At 59.2% G+C, this 14,665-nt stretch carries 13 protein-coding genes; 3 read left to right on the top strand and 10 right to left on the bottom strand.

What is annotated here, in order from left to right; genetic code table 11:
- Positions 1–268: 268 nt before the first annotated feature.
- The 5 genes from ACI514_RS21165 to ACI514_RS21145 form a co-directional block, all read right to left on the bottom strand.
- A complete protein-coding gene (locus ACI514_RS21165; protein ID WP_405122311.1) occupies positions 269–1,030 on the bottom strand; it encodes a hypothetical protein in 762 nt (253 codons plus the stop codon).
- 132 nt (positions 1,031–1,162) lie between these two features.
- Entirely contained in the window at positions 1,163–2,317 is a 1,155-nt protein-coding gene (locus ACI514_RS21160) for a betaine/proline/choline family ABC transporter ATP-binding protein (RefSeq protein WP_038357499.1), read from the bottom strand.
- Positions 2,314–2,967 carry an ABC transporter permease gene (locus tag ACI514_RS21155; protein WP_007915307.1) on the bottom strand — a complete coding sequence of 218 codons (654 nt, stop codon included), beginning with the start codon at positions 2,965–2,967 and terminating at the stop codon, positions 2,314–2,316. The genes ACI514_RS21160 and ACI514_RS21155 overlap by 4 nt, the downstream gene beginning before the upstream one ends.
- 12 nt (positions 2,968–2,979) lie before the next feature.
- Positions 2,980–3,873, bottom strand: a complete 894-nt coding sequence (locus tag ACI514_RS21150; protein ID WP_160055821.1) for a glycine betaine ABC transporter substrate-binding protein — start codon at positions 3,871–3,873, stop codon at positions 2,980–2,982.
- Between the two features lie 21 nt (positions 3,874–3,894).
- Positions 3,895–4,611, bottom strand: a complete 717-nt coding sequence (locus ACI514_RS21145; protein ID WP_160055823.1) for an ABC transporter permease — start codon at positions 4,609–4,611, stop codon at positions 3,895–3,897.
- Positions 4,612–4,941: 330 nt separating this feature from the next.
- On the opposite strand from ACI514_RS21145, the gene ACI514_RS21140 reads away from it, so the two are divergent.
- From ACI514_RS21140 to ACI514_RS21130, 3 genes are all read left to right on the top strand, one after another.
- Positions 4,942–6,525: a peptide chain release factor 3 gene (locus ACI514_RS21140; protein WP_007915312.1), complete on the top strand. Its 1,584-nt coding sequence runs from the start codon at positions 4,942–4,944 to the stop codon at positions 6,523–6,525.
- A 724-nt stretch (positions 6,526–7,249) separates the two neighbouring features.
- Positions 7,250–8,440, top strand: a complete 1,191-nt coding sequence (locus ACI514_RS21135) for an MFS transporter (RefSeq protein ID WP_405122310.1) — start codon at positions 7,250–7,252, stop codon at positions 8,438–8,440.
- Positions 8,441–8,596: 156 nt separating this feature from the next.
- Positions 8,597–8,860 (top strand): hypothetical protein, encoded by a 264-nt coding sequence (locus ACI514_RS21130; protein ID WP_007917627.1) that lies wholly within the window; start codon positions 8,597–8,599, stop codon positions 8,858–8,860.
- Between the two features lie 197 nt (positions 8,861–9,057).
- Here the strand turns inward: ACI514_RS21130 and ACI514_RS21125 are convergent, their stop codons facing one another.
- The 5 genes from ACI514_RS21125 to ACI514_RS21105 form a co-directional block, all read right to left on the bottom strand.
- Complete coding sequence (locus tag ACI514_RS21125; protein WP_160055827.1) at positions 9,058–10,038, bottom strand: peptide ABC transporter ATP-binding protein; 981 nt, start codon at positions 10,036–10,038, stop codon at positions 9,058–9,060.
- Complete coding sequence (locus ACI514_RS21120) at positions 10,038–11,006, bottom strand: ABC transporter ATP-binding protein (RefSeq protein WP_160055829.1); 969 nt, start codon at positions 11,004–11,006, stop codon at positions 10,038–10,040. The genes ACI514_RS21125 and ACI514_RS21120 overlap by 1 nt, the downstream gene beginning before the upstream one ends.
- A 10-nt stretch (positions 11,007–11,016) precedes the next feature.
- Positions 11,017–11,943 (bottom strand): ABC transporter permease subunit, encoded by a 927-nt coding sequence (locus ACI514_RS21115; protein WP_160055831.1) that lies wholly within the window; start codon positions 11,941–11,943, stop codon positions 11,017–11,019.
- Positions 11,944–11,953: 10 nt separating this feature from the next.
- The gene (locus tag ACI514_RS21110) at positions 11,954–12,964 is read right to left on the bottom strand and encodes an ABC transporter permease subunit (RefSeq protein WP_007917620.1); all 1,011 of its coding nucleotides are present in this window, start codon (positions 12,962–12,964) and stop codon (positions 11,954–11,956) included.
- A gap of 73 nt (positions 12,965–13,037) precedes the next feature.
- The gene (locus ACI514_RS21105) at positions 13,038–14,633 is read right to left on the bottom strand and encodes an ABC transporter substrate-binding protein (RefSeq protein ID WP_160055833.1); all 1,596 of its coding nucleotides are present in this window, start codon (positions 14,631–14,633) and stop codon (positions 13,038–13,040) included.
- Positions 14,634–14,665: the final 32 nt, after the last annotated feature.

Here is a 14,665-nt window from a genome sequence, read left to right as displayed (position 1 = left end):
TTCTCCGCTAAATGCCAGTTATCTTCAATAGGCTCGACATCCCCGACGTTCCCCGCAAAGACAGTCTCAATGGCGTAATTTGAGTTGTCTTAAGGGGGGCATCAGCCAGCCGGTGCCCAGCGCTGGTGTTCATTTTTCTTTCCAGACGTGAAGCGATGAAAATTTACGGTGCAAGCTTGCGAACGTTAAGTCCCGCATGGGGTATCGCAGACCATCGCTGCAAACTTGCCGCACCTATCACGACAAACCGGTGACCAGCCCATTTGATTCAGGATTTCTCGATCGACTTGCACAGCACCACTCGATCCTTAAGGTGTAACTCCTCAGGTAATGAAACTTTGTTCATCGCCAGAATGAAATCCATCCACTGGTTTTGCTGTTTCAAGAGACGCTCGAGTTGTTTCTCACTGGAATCGTTTGGGGGGTTGTCAAAAACATAGGGATGGCAACCGGAAAAGCCGTTGGGTACCGTAGAGAGAAGCGAATAATCACGCTCGTAATCCATGTTGCTCTTGACCATCGAGTAGGTCCGCCAACTGGTGTACGACAGCGCGCCGAGGACAAGAATGCCTAGCACGGGGAATGCGATCCGCCAGCGCAGTGGAGTGGGATACGCCTTGGCCAAGGCTCTGCGAGTCATGAAATCGGTGATTTTCCTTCCATTCACCAGAACCTGCACAACCTCGAAATCCCGTGGGTTGTAAATCGAGATATCGACTTCTTCATTGGGCGGAACCTGTTTGAGCACCAGTTCTTTGTCCGCCGCATTGTGTTCCCATTTCACGGCTGCTTCGTGTCGAGAGTACGTGATAAGCGGGACGAATTCGAAGTTTCCCCGGTACAGCAATTTGACGTCAGCCAGGGTTGAATCCGACTCGTTATAAAGTGCGATTTGCGTGCAGGTGTAACGAGTTTCCCCACTCACCATCTCTGCTGGAGCGTGATACAGATAAGGCCCCATCGTTGTCCAGCCAATGGCATCTGGCAGATCTTTACGTAGCGAGTTCAGGGCTGCAATTTGATCGATCATGCAAGGGTCCTTGATCGGTTCGCGCGGACGTCATTATCCGCAAACCACGATGCTATCGGCTTGTATGTGTTCCGATCAATTCAACTCATTGCAGATGATCAGGGGCTGCTGTGGCAGCCCCATTTCAAGTGGTTACGCCACTGCCTCCGCCGGCGAGACGATGCTGGTCTTCATCCCGCGCGAACGACCCGAACTCAGATACGCCGCAATCGACTCCTGCGTGACCTCACCGAGGAACACCCGCTCGGCGTCCATCACCGGCAGCCACGAACGGTTGAACTCGTACATGCGCGACAGCAGGATGCGCAAATGCTCGTCGTACGCCGCTGTGGCATTGAACTCGCGCAGGAATTGCGCGCAGGTGCCGGTCTGGCGATGCAGATCACGACGACGCACATAACCCAGCGCCTTGTTCTCGGCACAGGTGACCACCACGTAGCGACGGTCATGCTCGTCCATCAATTCCAGCGCATCAGCCACCGGCGTCTCCGGGCTCACCGATGGTGCGTTGTCCGCCGCATCTTCTGCCTTCACCAACAACAGACGCTTGAGCGTGCTGTCCTGGCCGACGAAGTTGCTGACAAAGTCGTCTGCCGGGTGCGCGAGCAGCGTGTCCGGATGATCGATTTGCAGCAGTTTGCCGGCACGGAAGATAGCGATCTTGTCGCCGAGTTTGATCGCTTCGTCGATGTCGTGGCTGACCATGATCACGGTCTTGTTCAGCGCGCGCTGCATTTCGAAGAATTCGTTCTGGATCATCTCGCGGTTGATCGGGTCGACCGCGCCGAATGGTTCGTCCATCAGCAGCAGCGGCGCATCGGCCGCCAGTGCGCGGATCACGCCAATGCGCTGTTGCTGACCACCGGACAGTTCACGCGGATAACGATGCAGATACTGCTTGGGTTCGAGCTTGATCATGCTCATCAACTCGCGGGCGCGGTCGTGGCATTTCTGTTTGTCCCAGCCGAGCAGTTTCGGCACGACGACGATGTTCTCTTCGATGGTCATGTTCGGGAACAGGCCGATCTGCTGGATCACGTAGCCGATGTTGCGGCGCAGGGTCACTTCGTCGAGGTCGGTGGTGTCTTCGCCGTTGATGAGGATCTTGCCCGAGGTCGGTTTGATCAGGCGGTTGATCATCTTCAGCGTGGTGCTTTTGCCGCAACCCGATGGCCCGAGGAACACACAGATTTCGCCTTCATTGACGGTCAGGCTTACCGAGTCCACGGCTTTGACGTCTTTGCCGTTGCTTTGGAAAGTTTTGCTGAGGTTTTGAAGTTCGATCATTTGAGCAGTCCTTTTGGAGTCAACGAGCGTTGCAGCCATTGGAGAAACAGGTCAGCGAAAATGGCCAGAAGACTGACCAGCAGCGCGCCGACGATCAGCATCGACATGTCACTGCGGCTGATGGAGGCGAGGATCAACACACCGAGGCCGCCGGCGCCGATGGTCGCGGCGATGGTCATCACGCCGATGTTCATCACCACGGCGGTGCGCACGCCGGCGAGGATCACCGGCACGGCGATCGGCAACTCGACCATGCGCAGGCGCTGGCCAAAGGTCATGCCGATACCGCGTGCGGCTTCACGGATGCCTGGTTCCACGCCAGTGAGGGCGAGGTAGGTGTTGCGCATGATCGGCAGCAGTGAATAAAGGAACACCGCGGTGATCGCCGGCATCGGGCCGAGGCCCTGACCGAACTTGGAGTAGAACGGCAGCAGCAGACCGAACAGGGCAATCGACGGCACGGTCAGCAGCACGGTGGCGCTGGCTTGCAAGGGACCGGCGAGGGTCGGAAACCGCGTCATCAGAATGCCCAACGGCACGCCAACGACAATCGCCAGTGTCACGGCGATGCCGACCAGGGTGATGTGCTGCCAGGTCAGGTGCATCACCTGCTGCCAGTCGAGGTGGGAAAAGGCGTTCAGAAATTCCATGACTTTTCCTCCTTAGTTGAGTGGGTGCTGGCGCAGGAAATCGGCAGCGACTTTCGAAGGGCTTTCGTGATCGACATCGACCCGCGCATTGAGCTGGCGCATGGTTTCGTCATCGAACAGTTCGGCCAGCGGCTTGAGTTGCTCGGCCAGTTGCGGGTGCGCGTCGAGGTAGGCCTGACGCACCACCGGTGCGGCGGTGTAGTCGGGGAAGTAGTGCTTGTCGTCTTCCAGCAGTTTCAGGCCGAAGGCATTGAGGCGACCGTCGGTGGTGTAAACCAGGCCGGCAAACACCTGACCGTTGCGCAGCGCGGTGTAGACCAGGCCCGCGTCCATCTGCCGGATGTTCTTGCGGCTCAGGTTCATGCCGTAGAGATCGACCATGCCGATCAGGCCGTCGGAGCGATTGGCGAACTCGGTATCCAGCGCCACCAGATGATTGGTCTTGGCTTCAGCGCGCAGCACCTCGTTCAACTGACTGATGTTGGTGATCTGCGGATATTCCTCAGCCACTTTTTTCGGCAGCGCGAGGGCGTAGGTGTTGCTGAATTTCGACGGCGTCAGCCAGACCAGGCCTTTTTTCGCGTCGAGTTCTTTTACCTTGGCGTAGGACTGGGCGCTGTCGAGTTTTTCGGTGACATGGTTGTAGGCCACCAGCGACACGCCGGTGTATTCCCAGAGCATGTCCAGCTGCCCGCTTTCGTGGGCGCTGCGGGCGAGGTTGCTGCCCAGGCCACCGGTGATCTGCGCGTCGTAGCCTTTGCTGCGCAGGTATTGCGCGGTGATTTCCGCGAGCAGGGTCTGCTCGGTAAACACTCGGGCGCCGAGGCGGATCACCGGTTTTTCAACGGCTTGGGCGACGCCTGCGAACAGCAGGATGCAGCCCAGAATCAAACTAAATCGTTTCATAGGTATTCCTTCGCAAAAGCCTTAAGACGGGCGCAAACCGCGTTCCAGCCAGATACGGCTGGCGAGGGTGACGACGCCATCAAGCAGCAAGGCCAGCAGTGCGGTGCACGCGGCGCCGAGCAGCAGTTGCGGCTGATTGTTCAGGGCGATGCCAGGGAAGATCAGGCTGCCGAGGCTGTTGGCACCGATCAGGAACGCCAGCGGCGCGGTGCCGACGTTGATCGCCAAAGCCACGCGCACGCCACCGACGATGATCGGCACGGCGTTGGGCAATTCGACTTTCCACAGTACCTGGCGCGGGGTCATGCCGATGCCGACGGCCGCTTCTTTCAGCGAGCCCTGGACGTTTTTCAGGCCTTCGTAGGTGTTGCGCACAATCGGCAACAGGGAGGCGAGGAACAAAGCGAAGATCGCTGGGCCACTGCCAATGCCGAGGACGCCCAAGGCAATCGCGAGCACGGCCAGCGGAGGCACGGTGTTACCGATATTGAAGATCTGCATGAAGCGTTCAGCGCGGCCGACCATGGTCGGGCGACTGAGAAAGATACCGGCGGGGATGCCCACGACCAGGGCGGCCAGCATTGAAGCGAGGACGAGAATCAGATGAGCTTGCAGGTAAAACAACAAATCGTCGCGGTAGTGTTCGATCGTGTTGATGCCGATCCAGTGGACCAGCAGGGCCAGGAGCGCGATCACCACCGCACCTCCAATCAGCCCTTTGCCATAGCGGATAGCCACAGGCGGACTCCTTTTTTTGTAGTCGGCGAGCGCAGTCCCGTGTGGCAAGCCGTACATGGCTGCCGGGAGAGTCGTTCGCGAAAAGTAGCCGTTTTTCAGCGCCGCAAAAGGGGGCTGAAAGCGAGCCATGAGCGCAGCCTCGTCAGGCTAACTTGCTGATTTTTCAGCCCCTGACGAAAATTCGTAACAGGGGATGGACGTCTCCGTGCTTTAAAAGGTTCCCATCTGCGGCAGCATTTGGCCACCCTTAATGTGCTCAACGGTTCGGTTATTGCATCGAGTTGGGCTATAATCGCGGCCCTTTTTTGAATCACCGCCAGGCGATTTCCCATGACCAACCAGGCCGCCGAAGTCGCGAAACGCCGCACTTTCGCCATTATTTCCCACCCCGATGCCGGTAAAACCACGATCACCGAAAAGCTCCTGTTGATGGGCAAGGCGATTGCAGTGGCCGGTACGGTGAAATCCCGTAAATCCGATCGCCATGCGACATCCGACTGGATGGAGATGGAGAAGCAGCGGGGTATTTCCATTACCACGTCGGTCATGCAGTTCCCGTATCGCGAACACATGATCAACCTGCTCGATACCCCGGGCCACGAAGACTTCTCCGAAGATACCTACCGTACCCTGACGGCGGTGGACTCGGCATTGATGGTCCTCGACGGCGGTAAAGGTGTCGAGCCACGGACCATTGCGCTGATGGACGTCTGCCGTCTGCGTGACACGCCGATCGTCAGCTTCATCAACAAACTCGACCGTGATATCCGCGACCCGATCGAACTGCTCGATGAAATCGAAGCCGTTCTTAAGATCAAGGCCGCACCGATCACCTGGCCGATCGGTTGCTACCGCGACTTCAAGGGCGTGTACCACCTGGCCGACGACTACATCATTGTCTACACCGCCGGTCACGGTCACGAACGCACCGAAACCAAGATCATCGAGAAGCTCGACTCCGACGAAGCCCGCGCGCATTTGGGCGACGAGTACGAGCGTTTCATCGAACAGTTGGAACTGGTTCAGGGCGCCTGCCACGAATTCAACCAGCAGGAATTTCTCGACGGTCAGCTGACTCCGGTGTTCTTCGGTACTGCACTGGGCAACTTCGGTGTTGACCACGTTCTCGATGCTGTTGTTGATTGGGCGCCGCGTCCGCTGGCCCGTGTGGCCAACGAGCGTACCGTTGAGCCAGTGGAAGAGAAGTTCTCGGGCTTCATCTTCAAGATCCAGGCGAACATGGACCCGAAACACCGCGACCGCATTGCCTTCATGCGCATTTGCTCCGGCAAGTACGAAAAAGGCATGAAGATGCGCCACGTGCGCACCGGCAAGGACGTGCGCATCGGCGACGCCTTGACGTTCTTCTCCTCCGAGCGCGAGCAGCTTGAAGAAGCCTTTGCCGGCGACATCATTGGTCTGCACAACCACGGTACGATCCAGATCGGCGACACCTTCAGTGAAGGTGAAACCCTCGGGTTTACCGGTATCCCGCACTTTGCGCCGGAGCTGTTCCGTCGTGTGCGTCTGCGTGATCCGCTGAAGTCCAAGCAGTTGCGTCAGGGTCTGCAGCAGTTGGCTGAAGAGGGCGCGACGCAGGTGTTTTTCCCGGAGCGCAGCAACGACATCATTCTGGGCGCCGTCGGTGTGCTGCAGTTCGATGTGGTCGCGAGTCGTTTGAAGGAGGAGTACAAGGTTGAGTGCTCGTATGAGCCGATCACTGTGTATTCCGCGCGCTGGATTGAGTGCAGCGACAAGAAGAAGCTTGAGGAGTTTTCCAACAAGGCTGTGGAGAACCTTGCCGTTGATGGCGGTGGTCACCTGACTTACCTGGCGCCTACGCGGGTTAATCTGGCGTTGATGGAAGAGCGTTGGCCGGATGTGAAATTCCGGGCGACGCGTGAGCATCATTAAGTTCTGAATTGGTTTGTCCGAAGCCCTCTAGGTGTATGCCTAGGGGGCTTTTTTTTGCTTTGGTTTTGGGGGTATATCCGTTTTTGGGTGATGGCGGCTTAGGGTTCCGCCCTTACGGCGGGTCACTTTTTACAAACGCCTAAAAAGTAACCAAAAACGCTTGCTCCTACGTACGGCCCGCTCGCTGGGGCTCGGGGTTCCTTCGCTGCGGGATCGATCCGGGCGCAGCGTCTACGGTTTGCTTCGCTGCACCTCCTTTCGCTGTGTTTGGCTTCGCCAAACGGTCGCTGCGCTCCCATGCCCGGATCAATCCCTCCACTCAGCCTTCCGACTTCGCCCTACAGATCAAGAGCTGCAGCCGAGCTAACGCTCATCCTGTCGAGTGGTGAAGAGCACGGCGTGGTCGGCTTTGGATTTGTGGTGGATTTTCCCCTCACCCCAGCCCTCTCCCAAGGGAGAGGGAGCCGATTTGTGGGCTTTTCAAGATCTGAGTTCGACTCGGTATTTCACGTCGGCGTAGCTCTTGTAATCACTGCGGTCAGTCCCCTCTCCCTCTGGGAGAGGGCTAGGGTGAGGGGCTTTTGATCTTCGGCACGGTTTTAACGCGCGCAATGGCTGTAGGACGACTCGGTTTTTCGTGATCTCGATGCACTTGAACGCGACAACCTGCCAACTGACCGTTAGTGTTCCAGCTCCACGCAAGTCGCTTTGAGAGGTCAATGGAATGACGAGTCGCCTGACTCACTTGCTACGGCTGAACGGCTATTTCGGCGCAATGGCCTGGGTGCTCGCGGCGCTGTTGTTCATCAATCGCTTGAGCAGCATGGTCAAGCTGTTCATGGCGCTCTACCTGCGTCACGAGCTGGGGCTGGCGATTGAGACGGTTGGCTGGCTGTTGTCGGCGTACGGCGCGGGGTTGCTGGTCGGTTCGATGCTCGGTGGCTGGCTCAGTGATCATGTGCGCACGGCGCGGCTGACGGCGGCGCTGTTCTTTATTTCGGTGTGGGTGCTGATGCTGTTGGGGCTGGTCACGCAAGTGCCGTTGCTGGCGGCTTTGCTGTTGCTCAGCGGTACCATCGATGGGGCTATTCGCACGCTGCATCAGCGGCTGATCATGGAATATTGCGAGGTGGCGCAGCGCTCGCGCGCGCAGGCTTTGAGCCGGGTTGCGCGCAACCTTGGGATGGCCGCCGCCGGTGTCGCGGGCGGGGTGTTGGCGCAGACCGATTTTCGCTGGGTGTTTTTCGGCAGCGCGGCGATGACGTTGTTGGCGCTGCTCTGGTTTGTTCGCACCACGTGGCAACGACCGGTGCTGATCAATGACGAAAAGTCCACGGATGACTCAGGTTCCGGGGTGCCGTATCGCGACAAACCGTTCCTCTGGTTGCTGGCGGCGACGGCCGTGCTTGGCATCGCGTTTGATACGGTCTACAGCACACTGGGTAACTATCTGCGTGATTACTATCAGTTGAGCACCGAGGCGATCGGTTGGCAGTTCGGCCTCAATGCGTTGTTGGTGATTGCCCTGCAGATTCCGCTGTCGCATTGGGGCGAGCGCTGGGGTATGCGCCGGCAAATGCTGCTCGGCAGTGTGTTACTGGCTTGCGGGTTGGGCATGCTGCCGTTCGGTGCCGGGCTGTTTTACGTCTGCCTGTCGACGCTGATCTGGACCTTGGGTGAGGCGTTGTTCATGCCGCCGCTGAATGTGCTGGCGATGCAGTTTGCGCAGAGTGGCAAAAGCGGTCAGTACTTTGGCCTGTTCTTTATGAGCTGGAGTGCCAGTGCATTGTTGTCGCCGGTGCTCAGCGGTCAGTTGTATGGTCAGTTTGGCGGCCATAGTGTCTGGCTGGCCAGCACGGTGTTGGTGCTGATGTCGATTCCCTTGACGTGGCAAGCCACTCGCCCGCTTAGCTGATCCGGCGATAGACGTTATTCGAAACCCGTCTGTCGGCGAAGGGCATTTCTGCCTGCCCGTTGGCGTCCTATCTGGTGAACCCGATGGATCGGAACTAGATTTCACACAGCGCCAGTCAGGCACGAATGTCTCACCTGAAAATGGATGGAGTCGGCTATGAAAAGCAGGTTGCTACGGGTTTTATTGCTGTTGAAAGTGATGGTCATGCTGTCCCTCGGCACCGCGACGGCCTGGGCCGAGTGCGAGGATCACGATTCTCAGGCATTCAACGGCCAGGTCGGGCACAGCGGCTTGATGCTGGCCAAATCCGAATCCGAGCCGGGTGATCAGGGGCAGGGTGGCAGCGCCGATGATGACGACTCGACCACTGACGAGCCGGACTCTGATGATCCGGACGACGAAGGCGACAGCCAGACGTAAATCGCAGGCAAAAGAAAACCCCTTCAGCCTCGACTGATGCGCAATCGAGGCGGAAGGGGTTTGCTCAACTCAGGGATAACTCACATCCCCTGTGGGAGCGAGCCTGCTCGCGAAGGCGTCATCTCAGTCAACATTAATGGTGACTGATTCACCGCTTTCGCGAGCAGGCTCGCTCCCACATTGTTTCAGGGCGGTTTTTAGGCCGCGCCGTCGAGGAACTGCTCGGCGTAGTGGCAAGCCACCTGCCGGCTGTCGAGCTGGCGCAACGCCGGCTCTTCCGTGCTGCAACGCTCGGTCGCATACGGGCAGCGCTTGTGGAAAGCGCAGCCCGGTGGCGGGTTCAGCGGGTTAGGCAGTTCGCCGACGATCTTGATTTTCGGCTTGTTCGGGTCCGGGTGAATGGTCGGGGTCGCCGACAGCAGCGCCTGGGTGTACGGGTGCAATGGACGCTCGTAGATGTCGTTCTTCGGGCCCATTTCCACCGGGCGCCCGAGGTACATCACCATCACGTCATCGGCCACGTGCTGCACCACTGCGAGGTTGTGCGAGATGAACACGTAGGCGGTGTTGAACTCCTGCTGCAGATCCATGAACAGGTTGAGCACCTGTGCCTGAATCGACACGTCCAATGCCGAGGTCGGTTCATCCGCCACCAGCACTTTCGGTTGCAACATCATCGCCCGGGCGAGTGCGATACGCTGGCGCTGACCGCCGGAGAACATGTGCGGATAGCGTTGGTAATGCTCAGGACGCAAGCCGACCTGCTTCATCATCGCCTGGACTTTCTCGCGACGCTCGGCGGCGGAGAGGTTGGTGTTGATCAGCAGCGGTTCGCCGAGCTGGTCGCCGACTTTCTGCCGTGGGTTCAACGACGCGTACGGGCTCTGAAACACCATCTGCACGTCTTTGCGCAGTTGCTTGCGCTGGGCCTTGTCGGCGCCGGCGACTTCCTGGCCGGCGATTTTCAAGGAGCCGGACGACGGATCTTCAATCAGCGTCAACGCGCGGGCGAGGGTGGATTTGCCGCAGCCCGACTCGCCTACGACCGCGAGGGTCTTGCCGGCTTCCAGTTCGAACGACACGCCATTGAGTGCGCGCACGGTCGCGTGGCCCTTGAACAGGCCACGGGAGACTTCATAGTGACGGGTCAGGTCGCGGGCGGTAAGTACGACGGCCATTACGCCACCTCCTGGTTCAGCGGGTAGAAGCAGCGGGCGAGGCTGTGGGCTTTCGGATCAAGGCCTGGACGCTGCGCGCGGCAGCTGTCCTGCACGTACGGGCAGCGCGGCGACAGCAGGCAACCCTGCGGACGGTCGTAACGACCCGGGACGATGCCCGGCAGGGTGGCCAGACGTGTAGCGCCGAGGCTGTGCTCGGGGATCGCCTTGAGCAGTGCTTCGCTGTACGGGTGCGCCGGGATGTCGAACAGTTGCGGCACCTGACCGACTTCAACGGCTTGCCCTGCGTACATCACACAGACGCGCTGGGCAGTTTCAGCCACGACCGCGAGGTCGTGAGTGATGAGCACCAGGCCCATGTTCTGTTCTTTCTGCAACGCCAGCAGCAAATCCATGATCTGTGCCTGAATCGTCACGTCGAGGGCAGTGGTCGGTTCGTCGGCGATCAGCAGTTTCGGCTCGCCGGCAATCGCCATGGCGATCGCAACACGCTGGCTCATACCGCCGGACAGTTGGTGCGGGTAGGCGTCCATACGGCTGGCGGCGCCCGGGATTTCAACTTTTTCCAGCAGCTCGATCGCACGTTTGCGCGCTTGCTTGCCGGACATTTTCAGGTGCAGACGCAGTACTTCTTCGATCTGGAAACCGACGGTGTAGCTCGGGTTCAGTGCGGTCATCGGGTCCTGAAAGACCATCGACAGGTCTTTGCCGACGATCTGCCGACGTTGACGGTTGCTCAGCTTGAGCATGTCTTTGCCGTCGAAGCTGAGCGAGTCAGCGGTGACGATGCCGGGATGCTCGATCAGGCCCATCAGCGCCATCATGGTCACGGATTTACCCGAACCCGACTCGCCAACGATGGCCAGCACTTCGCCCTTGTCGACTTTGAGGTCGAGGCCGTCGACCACCGGCGTCGCGGTCTTGTCGCCGAAGCGAACGTTGAGATTCTTGATTTCTAGCAGTGACATGGGAATCTCCTCAGGCGGCGTTCTTGAGTTTCGGGTCGAGCGCATCGCGCAGGCCGTCGCCCATCAAGTTGATTGCCAGCACGCTGAGCAAAATGGTCAAACCAGGCAGACTGACTACCCACCAGGCGCGTTCGATGTAGTCGCGGGCCGAGGCCAGCATGGTGCCCCACTCAGGGGTTGGCGGTTGTACGCCTAGGCCGAGGAAGCCCAGTGCGGCGGCGTCGAGAATTGCCGACGAGAAGCTCAGAGTCGCCTGCACGATCAGCGGCGCCATGCAGTTCGGCAGCACGGTAATGAACATCAAGCGTGGCAGACCGGCACCGGCCAGGCGCGCGGCGGTCACGTAGTCGCGGTTCAGTTCGCCCATCACGGCGGCTCGGGTCAGACGCACGTAGGACGGCAAAGACACCACAGCAATGGCGATCACGGTGTTGATCAGGCCAGGGCCGAGGATGGCGACAATCGCCACAGCCAGCAGCAGCGATGGCAGGGCCAGCATGATGTCCATCAGACGCATGATGGTCGGGCCGATCATCTTCGGGAAGAACCCGGCGAACAGACCGAGGAGGATCCCCGGAATCAGCGACATGACGACCGACGACAAGCCAATCAGCAGCGACAGGCGCGAGCCCTGGATCAGACGCGACAGCAGGTCACGACCCAGTTCATCGGTGCCGAGCAGGAATTGCATCTGCCCGCCTTCCAGCCACGCCGGCGGCGTCAGCAGGAAGTCGCGGTATTGCTCGCTCGGGTTGTGCGGGGCGACCCACGGCGCGAAGAGTGCGCAGAAAATCACCAGCGACATGAACAGCAAGCCGGCAACCGCGCCTTTGTTCTTGGAGAAGGCTTGCCAGAATTCTTTGTACGGCGACGGGTACAGCAGGCTTTGATCCGCGTTTGCGGCGGATGTGGCTACTGAGGATGTTGGAGTGCTCATGGTATGGACCTCAGCGCTGATGACGGATGCGTGGGTTGGCAAAGCCGTAGAGGATGTCCACTACGAAGTTGACCAGAATCACCAGGCAGGCGATTAACAGGATGCCGTTTTGCACAACCGGGTAGTCCCGGGCGCCGATGGCTTCGATCAGCCATTTACCGATGCCGGGCCAGGAGAAGATGGTTTCAGTCAGTACGGCACCGGCCAGCAGGGTGCCGACTTGCAGGCCGACCACGGTCAGTACCGGAATCAGTGCGTTACGCAGACCGTGGACGAACACCACGCGCGATGGCGACAGGCCTTTGGCCTTGGCGGTGCGGATGTAGTCTTCGCGCAGTACTTCGAGCATCGACGAACGGGTCATCCGCGCGATCACCGCCAGCGGAATGGTGCCGAGGACGATGGCCGGCAGGATCAGGTGATGCAGGGCATCGAAGAACGCCCCTACGTCATCGGCCAGCAGCGTATCGATCAGCATGAAACCGGTGCGCGGCTCGATGTCGTAGAGCAGGTCGATCCGCCCGGAAACCGGCGTCCAGCCGAGGCTCACCGAGAAGAACATGATCAGGATCAGACCCCACCAGAAGATCGGCATCGAATAACCCGCGAGGGAGATGCCCATCACCCCGTGGTCGAACAATGATCCTCGCTTGAGTGCCGCGATCACCCCGGCCAAGAGGCCCAGAATGCCGGCGAACAGCAGGGCGGCCATGGACAGTTCCAGGGTCGCCGGGAAGAGGGAGGTGAACTCGGTCCATACGCTCTCACGGGTACGCAGGGATTCGCCGAGATCGCCTTGAGCCAGTTTGCCGATGTAGTCCAGATACTGGGCATACAGCGGCTTGTTCAGACCTAGGCGTTCCATTGCCTGAGCGTGCATTTCGGGGTCGACCCGACGTTCGCCCATCATCACTTCCACGGGGTCGCCCGGAATCATGCGAATCAACGCGAAAGTCAGCAAGGTGATGCCGAAAAACGTGGGGATCAACAACCCCAGTCGGCGGGCAATAAAACTAAACATCGTGTGTGGTACCTCATCAGCCGGTTAGGCGTGCCCGGCGTCCCTGGGGTCAGGGACGCCGGGAGTTTCTTATCTACTTCACCTGGGTGGTGGCGAAGTTATTAGTGGTGAGAGGGCTGATGTGATAGCCCTCTACGTTGTTACGCATTGCGGTAAACATCCGGGTGTGGGCCATGCTGATCCACGGTTGATCCTGATTAAACAGGACCTGAGCCTGCTCATAGAGTTTCGCGCGTTCGGCCGGATCTACTTTAGCCCGTGCTTCGTCGAGCAGTGCCTGGAATTTCTCGTTGCACCAGCGTGCGTAGTTTTCGCCGTTCTTGGCAGCTTCGCAACTGAGCATAGGCGTCAGGAAGTTATCCGGGTCGCCGTTGTCGCCCGCCCATCCGGCCGAGACCATGTCGTGCTCGCCGGCCTTGGCGCGTTTGAGCATTTCGCCCCATTCCATCACGCGGATGTCGATCTTGATCCCGACTTTCGCCAGGTCAGCCTGCATCATTTGCGCGCCGAGCATCGGGTTGGGGTTGGTCGGGCCGCCGCCGTTGCGGGTAAACAGGGTAAACACGGTGCCGTCCGGAACCCCGGCTTCCTTGAGCAGGGCGCGAGCCTTGTCGAGGTCACGTGGAGGGTTCTTCAGGTCGTGGTTGTAGCCCAGCAGCGTGTCCGGGTACGGGTTGACCGCAACGGTCGCATTGCCCGGGCCAAACAGCGCGTTGACGTAAGCCGCTTTGTCGAAGGCGATATCGATCGCCTTACGCACGCGCACGTCGCTCATGTATTTGTGCTGAGTGTTCATGGCGATGTACGAGACGGTCATCGCGTTCAGCTCTTCGACCTTGAGCTTGTCGTCTTTCTTGATGCTCGGGATGTCGTCCGGTTTCGGATACAGCGCGATCTGGCACTCGTTGGCCTTGAGCTTCTGCAGGCGCACGTTGTTGTCGGTGGCGATCGCCAGGATCAGCGCATCGGCCGGCGGCTTGCCACGGAAATATTCCGGGTTGGCCTTGAAGCGTACCTGGGCGTCTTTGGCATAGCGCTGGAAGATGAACGGGCCGGTGCCGACCGGTTTGTTGTTCAGGTCGCCGGTCTTGTTGGCCTTGAGCAACTGATCAGCGTATTCGGCGGAGTAGATGGCGGTGAACGGCATCGCGACGTCGGCCAGGAATGGCGCTTCGCGGCGGGTCAGGGTGAACTTGACCGTGTGGTCGTCGATTTTTTCGACGCTTTTGAGCAGTTCTTTGAAGCCCATGCTTTCAAAGTACGGGAAGCCCACGCTCGACAGCTTGTGCCACGGGTGATTCGGGTCCAGCTGACGCTGGAAGCTCCAGACCACGTCGTCGGCGTTCATGTCGCGGGTCGGCTTGAAGTATTCGGTGGTGTGAAACTTGACACCTTGGCGCAGGTGGAACGTGTAGGTCAGGCCGTCTTCACTGATTTCCCAGGTGTCTGCCAGGGCCGGAACGATTTCCGTGGTGCCGGGCTTGAAGTCCACCAGGCGGTTGAAGATGGTTTCGGCCACAGCGTCCGCCGTGACTGCAGTTGTGTACTGGACCATATCGAAGCCTTCCGGACTGGCTTCGGTGCAGACCACCAAGGGTTTGGCCGAGACGCCGATGGCGGCGCTCAACAACGCAGCCGCGATGGCCGCACGTAGGGGAAGCATTTTCATCGATAACCCTCTGCAATCGGTTGAAGACAAAA

Origin of the sequence: Pseudomonas sp. M20 (assembly GCF_045037865.1) — a bacterium.
Classification (GTDB): domain Bacteria; phylum Pseudomonadota; class Gammaproteobacteria; order Pseudomonadales; family Pseudomonadaceae; genus Aquipseudomonas.
Note: the sequence above shows the minus strand (reverse complement) of the source record. Positions and strands in the feature narration are given on the sequence as shown.

Bases quoted from the DNA above. Each gene is read 5' to 3' on its own strand.
- ACI514_RS21165 (WP_405122311.1), bottom strand. From the start codon at position 1,030: ATGATCGATCAAATTGCAGCCCTGAACTCGCTACGTAAAGATCTGCCA.
- ACI514_RS21160 (WP_038357499.1), bottom strand. From the start codon at position 2,317: ATGATCGAACTTCAAAACCTCAGCAAAACTTTCCAAAGCAACGGCAAA.
- ACI514_RS21155 (WP_007915307.1), bottom strand. From the start codon at position 2,967: ATGGAATTTCTGAACGCCTTTTCCCACCTCGACTGGCAGCAGGTGATG.
- ACI514_RS21150 (WP_160055821.1), bottom strand. From the start codon at position 3,873: ATGAAACGATTTAGTTTGATTCTGGGCTGCATCCTGCTGTTCGCAGGC.
- ACI514_RS21140 (WP_007915312.1), top strand. From the start codon at position 4,942: ATGACCAACCAGGCCGCCGAAGTCGCGAAACGCCGCACTTTCGCCATT.
- ACI514_RS21135 (WP_405122310.1), top strand. From the start codon at position 7,250: ATGACGAGTCGCCTGACTCACTTGCTACGGCTGAACGGCTATTTCGGC.
- ACI514_RS21130 (WP_007917627.1), top strand. From the start codon at position 8,597: ATGAAAAGCAGGTTGCTACGGGTTTTATTGCTGTTGAAAGTGATGGTC.
- ACI514_RS21125 (WP_160055827.1), bottom strand. From the start codon at position 10,038: ATGGCCGTCGTACTTACCGCCCGCGACCTGACCCGTCACTATGAAGTC.
- ACI514_RS21120 (WP_160055829.1), bottom strand. From the start codon at position 11,006: ATGTCACTGCTAGAAATCAAGAATCTCAACGTTCGCTTCGGCGACAAG.
- ACI514_RS21115 (WP_160055831.1), bottom strand. From the start codon at position 11,943: ATGAGCACTCCAACATCCTCAGTAGCCACATCCGCCGCAAACGCGGAT.
- ACI514_RS21110 (WP_007917620.1), bottom strand. From the start codon at position 12,964: ATGTTTAGTTTTATTGCCCGCCGACTGGGGTTGTTGATCCCCACGTTT.
- ACI514_RS21105 (WP_160055833.1), bottom strand. From the start codon at position 14,633: ATGAAAATGCTTCCCCTACGTGCGGCCATCGCGGCTGCGTTGTTGAGC.